This is a genomic window from Holdemanella biformis DSM 3989 (genome assembly GCF_000156655.1).
Lineage (GTDB): Bacteria > Bacillota_I > Bacilli_A > Erysipelotrichales > Erysipelotrichaceae > Holdemanella > Holdemanella biformis.
The window spans coordinates 2424-16740 of sequence record NZ_DS996839.1; the positions used below are offsets into that span (position 1 = coordinate 2424).

The window sequence follows — 14317 nt, forward strand, 5'->3', positions numbered from 1 at the left end:
TAAAATGTTTCAAGATGAATTCATGAAAATCAACAATATATTAAGCGGTATTCGGAATAAAGATATATGTCCAGAAATAAATTTATACAAGACGTTGTATGAGTGTTGATTTTAGTTTTATATCCTAATTTATTAAATGTGTCTATCAACAAAAAATAAAAGACCAACCCCAGCACATAGGAATGCTCAATGATAACTCACCTACCCCATTCTAGGCCCCAGCGTTAATCCTTCGTAAGTTGATCTGTGTTTACATTATACTAAAATCGGTTTTAGCGCAATATTTATAGTAATTAGAAACATTAAAAAGCCTGGCCTCCATCTCAATCAAGTTGAGTTAGGATTTCAGGGTGCGCATCTCACGCCTTCGTCGAAGACATTGTACCGCATATTTAAAATGAACAATCTATATCTAAGCCTATATAAAACTGACAACGACAATACATCAATTGTTTCATTATCTTTTAATTCATGATGACGGTAATGCGATTGGATTATAGTGTGTTGCTAGAAATAATACGTTAACAGGACAAATTTTAATTATGTTTATACGCTTTTGATATACTATATTTTTCGATTATTTTATGGTAAATTATTACTGGAGATAGAAATTTCTTCAGTGAACAAGCACTATAAGCTGAAGACAATAGGAAGTCGTTAAAATATCCTAATCGTGGTCACTATAAGTGATGGGGTGACAACCACCAGTAAAGTTGCAGACAATGAGAAGTCGATAAAATATCCCAATCATTGTCGCTATGAGCGATGGGCTGACAGCCAGCAGATAAACTTGTATTAGAAACAGATGTCTTCGGACATCTTTTTTTGTTACATTCAATTTAGTCATGCAAAAAAAAGGGCCCGGACAATATATAATGTTGTCCAAGCCTAATCTAATCTATAAACTGTTTTTGGGTATATGCCACTCTCGCTTAAATTCTTGGTTAGCAAATTCACAAAACACCAACTATCCAAATTTATTGTGTTACAATAATGTGTAGTACATCATCATTTCATTTATTTAAAGCGATTAATCGAATAATTAAATATTGTCAGAGTCAAATAACATTTATAAACTATATTAAGATATATTAGTCTTAATTTTCAAAGAACATTTTTATCGAATATCATACAAATAATTATTAAGTTAATGATGTTTTTTAAAGATTATCTTTTTATAATTAATCTCAACATATTTTGAATACCATCAAATAACCTCTTATATATTGGACTTGTACTGAGTATTTCTACAACAATAAAAGCTAGTATTAAAAATGCAATCCATATAATTAAATATATTCTTTTTGACTTATCAATTGTCCTTTTCATTTTAATTGCCATTTCATCATTTTTAAATGTTTCTAATAAATCATCCTCTGTCAATATGTCCTTATAATTTACTTTTAAACGTTCATAACTTTCATACACTTTATCAATCTCATATTTAAATTGAAAATAACAAATAACCAAATATATAAATGAACCCACTAAAACACATTCTACTAAAAGTGTGATTTCTTTTGTAAAAATATTATCTAATGGTTGATCTGACACAATATTTGCTAAAATAACTGTGAATATAAACCCAAAAATAGCAATTACATTGTTCTTAAATTTATCCAACAGCCCTGTTGCATACTCTCCTGTTTTAGACACAGTATCACTAATAAACTCAGCAACTTTATTTTTCAATTCTAAATAATCTTTTACATTTTCTTTTAAGTAAAGATTATAATTTGATTGAATCGAAGCCATAACTTTTTCATCAATTTCTGTTATTGAAACATACCTACAATGAAGACTAATAACATTTCTAGCAATTATGGCCTTATCTATTTGGCTTCCTCCTATATATATCCAATTATATATACTGTATAAAATATCATTATTTTTCAATTGGTTTATATCGCAGCAATATTCGGCTGTTCGTTGACCACTTATTACTCCTTTGAGTTGAGTTCCATTTATTGAAGAGGACGTAGCAATAAAACTTATTGATAACAACATCTTAATTTTTTGAAATAATTCTGTTAAAGGATTATTTTCATAATCTATTGTAATTTTAAAATCATCTGGCAATATTTCATAAATATCAAAATTATAAAAATAAGAAACTTCTTTACAATCTTGAATTCTTTGAATCCTATTAAAATCTATATTTATCTTCCCATTTCCGTATGGTATAAAAAACATTGTTTCTGTAGAAAACATTGCAATAGGACTATACACATCAAATATTAAGAAATTCGGGGATAACTTCAATAAACACGAAAATGACATCATAACTTCTTCTACTGATAAGGACAAAATATCATTAACAAAATCATCAAATGAATAAACTGAAAAATGATTTTCTACTACTTCTTTATCAATGCGTATCTTTACATCTATCATCTCATCATCCAAAGAATTATTAATAAACTCTTTATAACCATCTTTATCAGATTCCGAGAAGACATAGATTCTCTCACTCTCATCTTGCAAAGTTATTCTAGTTCTATCTCTCTTAGAAATAAACCTTAATATATTTATAAAATAATCATATTTTGGAGCTTTTTGTATTTCAAATTTAAAAGAGGCTTCATATACTTTCATTCTTTCTGACACGACAATGTCATCTGTTTCTATTGCTTGAATCAATTCAATAAGCATACTAACACCTCCTTAGCTTCACTCTTGATTTGAAAATTTTTTAAATGTCAATTCATTATCTGTTTTAATTTTTATATATTTATTTCCATCTAAATCTCTATATGCAGTAATAGTATTATCAAAGTCATCAATAGCATCCGTTATTTTTAACTGCACCCCTGAACAAACATCATATACCCTTTTAATTTTCGCATTTATAACGGAAGCCACTGTGTTAAACTGTTTATCAAATTTGTGTTTATCCGGTAACTCATGAATTTTTTCAATGACTTTATTCATTTTTTCTTGTTCTAATTCAACAGGGTGATAATTTTCTAAAACACTTTGTATCATAGTATCATAATCAATATAATCATTTGACTTAAAATATGAAATTAAAGCATTTCTTAATAAAGTATGATCTCTAGGAGCATTATTTTTTATATTTCTAGTCAATACGCCATCAATTGCACGAAACGCTTTATCGGTATTTACTTCATCATTTGTACATTGATCTAACTCCAAAAAATCATCATGCCAGTATTTTGCTTTAGTATTGGAATATACCTTTGCATGAAAAACAGATGCATTTAAATCATCAATCTCAAATATACATGACTTCCAAAGATTCTTCATATCCTTTGAAAACCCAGATTTAAAACTAAAATCTGAATCATCCACAAAATCTGTATGCTCTACTTTAGCTAACAAATATGTATATGTATTTCTCTCATCGTCATACAAAAGAGCCTGAATCAAACTTCCTTTTTGTACATTAGTCATATGTGCAACCGTATTCTGTGCTGATTGTTCTTTTATTAATAATCTATTAGCTATAGAATCTATATTGTTTATCATAAGCTTTTCATCAATTTGATTTTTTATAACATTCAAAACACAATTAATTACTTCTGTATTTACCGATCGCGTATGATATTCTCGAATTGAGGTATTATTATTTAAGAATGTCACCAACTGTCTAACATATTCGGAAAACTCATCTGGTGTATCCCTTTTATAAACTTTATTATTTTCATAATCAATAATTCTTATGGTTTGATTAACAATTTCCATAAATAATCCCCCTAAAAATCTTTTTTTAGATTATATCATATTTTGAATAAGGCTTAAATTGGCAATATTCTATAACTTAGTATGCTAATTAAAAAAAGCTTTATATCTTTTTTTTATTATTTATTTTGTAAATCATTTATTGCAACCCTAACTTAATTCTCTTTAATTTTATTTATTTTTCATTTTAAATATTTGGATTAATTCATATGATGCATTGCCGGTATTTGGCATACTAACAATTGTAAATTGTATGACTAAATCGCTGCATTTCAATCAATTGAAAAACAACAAAAAGATCTTTATTTAAATATTTTAATTTCTTATTTATATTTAATTTTTTTCATTTCATTTACACCTACACGATAAAGCTTATACTGACAACAATAATGTCGATTATATGAACATGTAGCATTAATCATTTCAAAATAAATTAAAAAGATGTATCCTTTTAAGACACATCTAATCTTTTGGTTTAGCATCCTTTAAGAAACTAAGTGCAATCATGACTATGACAATACCTATTGGGAAGGCTGCAATAATACTCACACTTTGTAAGTTATTCATTGAACTTTGTGCAAACAATAATGCGATTGGAAGAAGAATCAATAGAATACACCACATCAATTGAAGCGTTTTGTGTGGCATTTCATCTTCTTTTAATTCATGATAGCAATAACATGAAGCCGTTAGTGCAATAGAATCAAAGCTAGTCGCATAGAAGGCAATCATTGTAAATAATACGGCAACCATAACAAGTGGTGCACAAGGAAGTGTTTTAATAATGTCTACGATCATGCCATATAAGTCACCAGTCTTGGCATATTGTGCCATGAAATCGGCAATGCCATGCATTTGAAGTCCCATGGAGTAGTTTCCTAGAACAATAAAACTAATCAGTGTAGATCCTACACCAAATACATATCCTCCAAGAATCGTTTGTCTAACGGTTCTTCCTCTTGAAATACTTCCAATGAAGAATGGAGCAGCAACACACCATACCATCCAATATGCCCAATAATAAATAGTCCAATTTTGTGGAAAGTTTGTACTTCGTAATGGATCTGTAAATGTCGATAGTCCAATGAAGTTTTCTACCATCGTTCCAAGTGAGTTTAATCCAGTTTCAATAATATAACGAGCTTGTCCACCAAACAATAAGACGAAGGCTAATAAACCAAAGAAGAAGTAGATACAAAGGTTTGCCAAACGACTAATGCCTTTAAAGCCATGTAGTAATGAATATGTATATACAATACATGTAATGATTAGAATTACAATATTAATAGCAGTTCGACTTACAGTTAAATGGAATAAGTCTTGAATAATTGTTGCCATTAAAGGAGTGGCAACACTAAAGGTAGTAGCTGTTCCTGCAAGAAGAGCAAATACAGCTAATAAATCAATGATTCTTCCTGGCCATTTATCTGTATATTTACCAAGTAATGGTCGACATGCTTCTGAATATTTTTGGCGATTTCTTTTTCTAACGTGAAGCATAAAACCAAAGGCTACGGCTAACACTAAATAAAAGCTCCAAGGAATTAAACTCCAGTGAAATAATGGATAGACACCCGCCCATTGTTGAATGCTTCCCATTTCTTTGATATGTGGATCCGATGCGTACATCACCCACTCTGAAAAGGAATAGAATAAAATATCGGCTGCAAGACCACATGTAAACATCATAGAACCCCACGCAAAGAATGAGTATTTTGGTTTTTCTTTTTTTTCACCTAAGACAATATCGCCATATTTAGAAAAGGCAATGTAAATAGATAATAAGAAGATTCCTAGTCCTATAATCAAATAATAACTTCCAAATGTATCTCCAAAAAAGAAGCGAATTTGGCTTAATACTACATTGGATTGTTCTGGAGCTACAAAGAAAACAAAACATAATACTAGAATCAGACATAATGGTAATAGTGTAATCATCCAATCTATTTTGTTTTTCATTGTTTGTACCCCCTGTAACTTGAATCCATTTCAATCAATTCATCCAATCCATCAATTTCTACTACATCCTCTTTTTTCATTGGCATAACACCCAATTGGTAGTGTTCTGGATGACAAAACATAGCCACATCATCCCAATAGATCTGGCGATTTTGTTTCGTATCAAATTCATATTCCAAATCTTGTTTTAATTGTTTTCCATCTTGACTATTCCATCTTGAAATACTATAAAGTTGCCAACCCTTTAAACCACCCGTACGACTACAAGAAGTGACAATACCATTCTCTACTTGTTGTAGCCATTCGTCAGTACCATTATCAACATACACACTGTTATAGCCTGAACGCTCAAATTCTGGTTTTAGTATTTCTGGATTAAAAATAATTTGATCTCCATCAAGAATAATGGCATTTTCTATATAGTCTCTTGCTACATATAATGAGGCAATGTTGTTACAAGTATCAAAATAAGGATTGTTAATGACTTTTAATCCTTTATATTCCTCTTCCAAACTGTAGAATTGTTCTTTTAAATACCCCACCACAACATAGATTTCATAAATACCATTCTTATGAAGTGCATCAATGACAGTATCAATCATTCTTACGCCATTCACTTTGACTAGTGGTTTTGGTGTTTCAAGCGTTAAAGGACTCATACGAGAACCAAACCCAGCCGCCATAATAATGGCTTTTTCTACTTTGAACATAAACACATTCCTCTTTCTTCCAACATTTCTTTTACGATTCGATAATATTCTTTAGCGTAACGATATTGTTTTAATGAATATTCACCAAACTCAACGCCTAAGTTACGCTTATATTCACACCAATTGCTCCATAATAAGCCACAAATGGCAATATAGGCATAAATCTTAATTCGAACAATGTCATCACAGTCATTGTCAAAATATAAATCGATCAATGTTTCCACATCATTGCGATCATAAAGCGAATAAATCGCAAACATCGCAATATCAATATGCTGATCTTGCATACCCGCATATTCCCAATCAATTAAATACAATTCATCTTTTGAAAACAAGAAATTATCTGGTACTGAATCAATATGAGATAAGCCCCACTCTTTAGTTTGACCATCCACAAATTCCTTTAATTCATAAATATGTTTCTTTGTTTCTTTATAATCCCTATAAATACTAGGAGCACCCTGCCAATACGATTCATACTTTTCTAATTCTTCAAATACTTCAAAAGTATGATTCACTTTTAATTTTTTATTATGGAAAGCACGAAGCTTTTTCATACAATCACGAACATCTCCAAAATAAGTTGGATCACAAGCATGTGCATCCTCAATATATTCTGTAATCTTATATCCATTATCTGGATTCATATAAATAACGGGATCACAAATATGCTCATCTTTGATCACTTGATACACATCATATTCATGTCTTCGATTAATTAACTTATCCGTACCTTCACCTGGAACACGCATAATATATCGTTTTGAATTCACTTCAAAACTAAAGGAACGATTGGTCATACCCTTCTTTAAAGGATAAATCGATTGAATGTCACTCAATTCACAATGAAGCGTATCACTAATAATCTGCATCAAATGCGAATTTAAGGTTTCCGTATCCTCATCCAAATCCCTTAATTGTTCATAAGTATTCACTTCATAAGCCTTATTAAAGACATAAGGAGAAACTATCATCTTATCCTTGACATACAAAGCATCTTCCCAAAAAGCATGTTCATACTCTCTTTGACAAGACATAGAAGAAATACGCTTACGAATGAATGGAGCATCCATAAATGAAATATAAGAAATACCAATCATTGTATCCCCCACTTCATTCATCTTAGTCTTAGCAAGTTCAAATTTTTTATTTAAACGAACCGAAGTATTCAATGTTTCCTCATTTTTAATCATGTACCAAGAATACAATTCACAAGCACTAAACGGATTTTCTTCACACCAAATATCACAAGGAACAATATATGTATTCTCTAAATTTGAATTCACAAGATCTAATGAATACATATTATTCTTTCTTGCATATTCCATGTTACAAACCAAACTCACATTATAATCATCAATCAAGAATTCAAACTCTTCCTTCATAAATCCAACAACAACACAAATGTCATACACACCCACTTCATGAAGTTGACGAATCAAACGTTCAATTAATGTTTGTCCTTTTACTTTTAATAAAGCCTTAGGCACCTCCGTATTAATAGGAACCATACGCATGCCTAAACCAGCCGCTAAAATAATAGCTTTTTTAGGCTTATAGGATTTAATCAAAACTTGACTCTTATCTGTGAGATTCCATTTCGAATCTATATACTCATTATTTTGAAGAAATTGAATCGACTGGTTGATTTTTCCTAAAGAATAACCACATACATCCGCCAAATGACGCTGACTCACCTTTCCAAGCTCATATATTTTCTTTAAAACACTTTTATCGACAATGTTCATATAATTGTTTTCTCCTTATTATGTGAACATTGTAGTACAAAAAGAAAAGGAATGCAAATTAAATTGCATTCCCGACTATCAAATACATCTAAATAATCATTAACAAGTTTTGCAACGATTTGTTTTACCTGCAGCAACCGCTTGCGAATATGTTCCACGAACTAGATTTTTAGGACTAATATTATCTGGCGTACGATGATAAATCGGATTGTTAGAACGTCTTGACCAATAGACCATTCTTTGTCCGGAACTATTATATTCCCATCCATCTTCTGCTGTTCCCGTCTGCATTACACCTTGACTGTTAAAATAATAATATTCACCACCTAAATAACGTTCACCCGTTTGATATATACCATTCGAATCGAAGTAATACCATTGTGCAGATATGCATTGCCATCCTGTAGCCATTGCTCCATTTGAGCCAACATAATATACACCAATCCATTGATTAGTAACAACACATCCATCCTCACCTACATAGTAAATGCCAATCCACTTGTTTGTAGCCATCTTTCCATCGCTTTCAAAATAATAGTTACCAACCCAAGCATCTTTTACCATGACTCCTGCACTATTGAAATAATACCAATCCGAACCAATCTGTTTCCATCCTGTTACCATATAGCCACTTGCATCAAAGTAATACGTTTGACCATTGATGTTTTCAAAATCATTTGTAGTATATGTCCCATCCGAATGTCTATACCACCAATAACTTCCGGATTGAATCCATTTTGATGGGGACCATAAACCATCTGCATCTACATAATATCCATCTGGAGTAAATGTATTTGTAAGCATGGCCCCATCTTCACCTAAATAATACGATCCAATCCAAGCATTTTTAACAACATGACCATTACCATCTACATAGTAGTCTTTACCCTTATGCTTAAACCAACGACTTCTATAATATGCGCCATCATTTCCAACATAATAATTATCTTTAGTAAATGCATTGGTCATCATGACACCATCAGCTCCTAAATAGTAAGCACCAGACCATGTATTCTTGGCCATCTTACCGTAGCCATTCATATAGTAATCTTTTCCATCCACTTTAATCCAACGATTTCTGACATAGACTCCATCACTACCACAATAATATTCATCAGGTGTAAATGTATTTATGACATACTTACCATCTTCACCACACCAATAGCTTCCTGCCCATGAATTTTTAACAACATTACCATTTTCATCTAAATAATAATCACCAACCCATTGGTTTTTAGCTACTTTACCAACTGCATTCAAATAGTAGTCTTTACCATCTACATTGATCTTAGTATTTGTTAGATATGCACCATTTTCTCCTACATAGTATCCATCTGGAGTAAATGTATTTGTTAACATGGCTCCATTTTTACCTAGATAGTAAGCACCTTGCCAAGCATTTTTAACAACTTTACCTGCTGCATTCACAAAATAATCATTTTTATGATCTTTGAACCAACGATTTGTGTAGTAAGCACCATCAGCTCCTACATAGAATCCATCTGGAGTAAATGCATTTGTCATCATAACTCCATCTGTTCCAAGATAATAAGCCCCTTGCCAATCATTCTTTTTAACTTTACCATTGGCATCCATAAAGTAGTCTTTTCCACCATCTTTAATCCATTTATTTTTTACATACTTACCATCAGCACCAAGATAATAACCCTCTACGAATGCATTTGCCTTCATCTTACCATTTTCATCAAAATAATAATCACCATGCCATCCAGTAATCATAGATCCATCAGCATTAAACATATACCAACTATTATTTAATAACAACCAGCCATTTTTTACATAACCATTACTTTGGAAATAATAAGTTTTACCATTCATTTCTTTAAATCCAGATTTTTCATAAGTACCGTCCGAATATTGATACCACTTACCATTACTATCTGTCACCCATTTACCATTCAATTTTGGAATGACTTCTTCCTTCGTTTCATTACACAAAGTACACTTATAGACTTTTTTACCCTCTTTATCTACCGTTGCATCCACCTTAGAATCCAATTTCCAATCATGACTCACTGTAACTTTACAACTATCTGTTAAACCACTCTCACTCTTCACTGTAATTGTTGCTTCACCACAAGATACAGTCGTTACAGTACCATCATTACTTACCTTAACAACTTTTTCATCACTACTAGACCAAGTAAGCTTTTCATCGTCTGCATCACTAGGTGTTAAAGTCACGCTCAATTTCTTATCTGTTTTACCCTTTAATTCAAGTTTATTTTCACTTAAAGATAAACTCTTCAACTTATTCGTAACAGTTACAACACACTCAATACGTTTACCCTTTTGATCTGTAACACGAATTGTAGCTTTACCACTCTTAACCGCATGAATATGACCACTTTGATCTACTTGAACAGTAGTCGGATCACTACTTGACCATGTTAGTGTTTCATAATCTCCATTAATCTTAAGTTGACTTCTTTCTCCCTTCGTTAATTCTACAGAATCCTTTTCAAATTGAATTGGAGCCTCCTTTTTAAATGTCGCATAAATTTCATATCTTTTACCATTTTCTGCTTTAGGCATGGTAAACGTTGTCTTTTTGCTTGTAGGATCCTTTACTGTAATATTTCCTTCAGTAACCCACTTATCAAATACCATACCCTCTGGTATAAATTCTTCATTTAATTCAATCTTTATTTCTGTACCACTATTTTCACAAACACTAAATGGGAGATTAGACCATGTAATAAACTCATCAGAATAAGCCATGCCATAGCCATTTATTTTTGTCAAATCTTTATAGCTTACTCTAACGCTTGAAGAATTTGAACTATTTTTAATATACACATCTACATTCTTAGTGAATTTAATTGGCTGACCCGAATAATATGTTTTTCCTTCAATTTCGCATTTATCTCCAGCTAAAAACATCAACCATTCATTAACAGGAACTTTTTGCGTATAAACATCGTCCTTATTATGAATTGTTACTGTAATTTCATCTTCATATTTTGCATATAAAGTAGTGTCTTTGTCCACATAGAAAGGACTATAGTTATAATTTTTTAAAACAGCCCCATCTTTTTCAAGTGACCATCCTACAAACACTTTATTTTTAGGTGCCTCAAGATAAGGATCACTTAACATTTCATTTGTGAAATAACCACCCATTGTAGTGACTTCTTTTAATTCACCAAAACCACCATTGTAGTCTAATATAACTTTTACTGGTTTCTTTTCCGTTCTTGCTTCAAATACACAGTCCTTTGTGAAAACTGTATCTTCCGTAAGCTTTTCACCAGTTTCCACGTTATACCAACCAACTAAAAGTTCATCATCAAAATCAGAAAGTATTGTTTGATCTGTAGTCATTCGATAATATATATTCTTTAATGTCCAAGCATTTGTATTGTTAAACTCAGCTACCTTAACACCATTGTTTTTAAAAGTAATAGTAAATAAATCACTCCATACTGCATAATATGTCTGATCTGAATCAAATTCACTATATCGTGTATTCTTTAATAACGGTCCACTTGGTGATCCAATTCTCCATCCAGTAATAACTTTTGTACCTTTTAAATTCTTTTGTTCCCAAGGAGTTCCAGAACCATTATAGTTTGAATAACCTTTTATATAATCTATTTTCATTATTTCTTGATTATTTTCAAACTTTTCACCATTCGCATTAAAAGTAACTATTACAGAATCCTTCCAAACCGCATGCAAAGTCGTATCTTGATTAATAATATAATTACCATTTGCCTGTGCATATGAATCACTCACATCAATAATTTGATTAGTATCATCAATTCTGAATCCAGCTAATTTCTTTCCTTTTGGAGTGGATTGAACATTAAAGTTAAAACCATCTAATGCTAAACCTTTTCCAGACTCAAAAGTATTTGAGTTTGAACCAAACAGATGTCCGCTTCCACCATCATTGCCCCAATCTAATGTTACTTTTACACTATCTACATAGATTGGATATAAAACAACATCCTTATCAAATTTTGTCTTATATAAATCAATTACATCCTTTTTATTCTTATCTAAAGTCCATCCAAATAATGATTTTCCTTCAGGAAGATGATTTTCTACTTTATATCCCTCATTAAAAGATGTTCCTTTGGCGATTTGACTCGTATACAATACTTCATCCGTTTCTGGATCTTGTACAGTAACCGTAATCATATCTGCCCATACCGCATGCAAAGTAATATCTTTGTTAACAACATAATATGCATATTTATCAATGATTTTTTCATTATCATCAATACGCCAACCAACTAATTCTTTACCCTCTAAAGGTTGTGTAATTGCGATATTATCAAGACGAATTGAAGTCCCCTTCTTAACTGTTTTACCACTTTGAGCATAACCATCAGCACCATCACCATCACCTAAATCCACGTTAATTGTACAACCATCTTTCCAAACAGCATACAACGTTGTATCTTCACTAAATGGCACACCATAAGCCGTTGAAGTATAGACCTTTCCATCAGGAGAACCTACAGCCCAACCAGCTAAATACTTTCCTTCTGGAGTTTTACCAAACACATTATTAAAAATACCACCATATAGATTCGTTTTTGACACAGTTTGCGTTACAGCATCAAATCCAGCTCCATTTGAATCATATGTTAATTTAATTTTGTTAGCAAGAACCACAGTTATTGTTGTGTCCTTATCAAAAACAACACTTTGATATGTATCAATACCTGTAGTAACACCATCAATCTTATAGCATGCAATATACTTATCATCTGGTATATTTACATAATTTTGAATAATGACATTTTCATTCTTGGCAACATCAACCGTAGTCGATTCCTGATTCAATCCTTCATAATTGATTGTTAGTGTAACCGCATCTGTATAAGATGCATAAAGAACTGTATCTTTATCAAAAGTAGCATTATATATTTCTAACTTAGGACCATCAACAGAACCAATGTGCCAACCTGTAAATATCTTACCTTTCTTTACAGGCGTTTGATGTAAAGTTGAATCATAAGGTAATCCACTATTCTTACCACAAGTTTCTTTGATTAAGCTACCCTTATCAGTTGATCCACCATTACAATCAAACGTTACTGTAACTGGATCAGCCCATTGCGCATATAACGTTACATCTTTATAGAATTGATCCCCGCTGTCAAGAGCATATGTTTTACCCGTCTTTTTATCTTTGAATCCAACTAATACTTTACCATCAGGGTGTGTAAAATATGAATTAGAATAACTAAAATATTGATAATCCCCTACACCAAGCTTATATTGAATTGAATTCCCTGTTCCACCATTTGGCTCTAAAGTGATCGTAATCGCATCTTTATAATGCGCATAATAAGTCGTATTCCCTTTATACTCACTATCATTTATTTTATTTCCATTTTCATCATACCAACCATCAAAAACTTTGCCTTCTGGAGCAATAATGGTACCTGGATAGAATGAATGTCCTTCATATGACTTTATAACTACTTTCTTTTCTCCATCTTCAAAATGACCCTCTTGCGCATCAAATGTCACATCATAAGCTTTTGCGTATTTTGCATAAAAAGTCATTTTTTGATCAATCGTACACTCATACATTGATTTTCCATTCACATCATACCAACCAACAAACATCATACCATCTGGACCCACAGGAGTCGGACAATAAGGATAGTACCCATTTTCTGTTGTCTCAGTGGTAAATGTTGTGCTTCCATCTTCAAAATGACCTTCTTTGGCATCAAAAATAACATTATAAACCTTCGCATATTTCGCATAAAAAATGGTATCTTTTTCTACACGATTTTGATATATAGGAACCCCATCCTTATCAAACCATCCTAAAAAGCGGAATCCTTCAGGTGGAGTTGGATTACTATATGATGCATAGGTTCCTTCTGCTATTTCCTTTTCAGCCTTATTTGTGCCATCCTCAAAACTACCTTCTTTTGCATCAAAAGTTACTTTTACGCTATGTCCATACTTGGCATAAACAGTAATATCCTTTGTTAATTGAATATCATTTATATTATTTCCATTCGCATCATACCATCCACAAAAAACTAGTCCATCTGGAGCGACAGGTGCATTAAATTGTGCATATTCATATTCTAAATAGTTTCTTGTTGCGATAGTTTCATTATTATCAAAATGTCCTTTTCCAGCATCAAAAGTTACCTTAACTAATTTTGCGTATTTCGCATAAAAAGTTGTATCTGAAGT

Annotated in this window: 6 protein-coding genes; all 6 read right to left on the reverse strand. The window is 31.7% G+C overall.

The features are described 5' to 3' along the window. Positions 1-1167: 1167 nt before the first annotated feature. Positions 1168-2652: a hypothetical protein gene (locus EUBIFOR_RS00470; protein WP_003863912.1), complete on the reverse strand. Its 1485-nt coding sequence runs from the start codon at positions 2650-2652 to the stop codon at positions 1168-1170. A gap of 18 nt (positions 2653-2670) precedes the next feature. Beyond that, complete coding sequence (locus EUBIFOR_RS00475; protein ID WP_003863913.1) at positions 2671-3705, reverse strand: hypothetical protein; 1035 nt, start codon at positions 3703-3705, stop codon at positions 2671-2673. Positions 3706-4164: 459 nt separating this feature from the next. Next, positions 4165-5661, reverse strand: coding sequence for a BCCT family transporter (locus EUBIFOR_RS00480; RefSeq protein WP_003863914.1), 1497 nt, complete (start codon positions 5659-5661; stop codon positions 4165-4167). Continuing rightward, a complete protein-coding gene (locus EUBIFOR_RS00485) occupies positions 5658-6371 on the reverse strand; it encodes an NTP transferase domain-containing protein (protein WP_003863915.1) in 714 nt (237 codons plus the stop codon). The genes EUBIFOR_RS00480 and EUBIFOR_RS00485 overlap by 4 nt, the downstream gene beginning before the upstream one ends. Beyond that, positions 6359-8119, reverse strand: coding sequence for an NTP transferase domain-containing protein (locus tag EUBIFOR_RS00490; protein ID WP_003863916.1), 1761 nt, complete (start codon positions 8117-8119; stop codon positions 6359-6361). The genes EUBIFOR_RS00485 and EUBIFOR_RS00490 overlap by 13 nt, the downstream gene beginning before the upstream one ends. A 99-nt stretch (positions 8120-8218) precedes the next feature. Further along, positions 8219-14317, reverse strand: a 6099-nt coding sequence (locus EUBIFOR_RS00495; RefSeq protein ID WP_003863917.1) for an Ig-like domain-containing protein, incomplete at its 5' end; no start/stop codon positions are given.

Coding starts and splice junctions, on each gene's coding strand:
- EUBIFOR_RS00470 (WP_003863912.1), bottom strand. CDS start 2,652: ATGCTTATTGAATTGATTCAAGCAATAGAAACAGATGACATTGTCGTG.
- EUBIFOR_RS00475 (WP_003863913.1), bottom strand. CDS start 3,705: ATGGAAATTGTTAATCAAACCATAAGAATTATTGATTATGAAAATAAT.
- EUBIFOR_RS00480 (WP_003863914.1), bottom strand. CDS start 5,661: ATGAAAAACAAAATAGATTGGATGATTACACTATTACCATTATGTCTG.
- EUBIFOR_RS00485 (WP_003863915.1), bottom strand. CDS start 6,371: ATGTTCAAAGTAGAAAAAGCCATTATTATGGCGGCTGGGTTTGGTTCT.
- EUBIFOR_RS00490 (WP_003863916.1), bottom strand. CDS start 8,119: ATGAACATTGTCGATAAAAGTGTTTTAAAGAAAATATATGAGCTTGGA.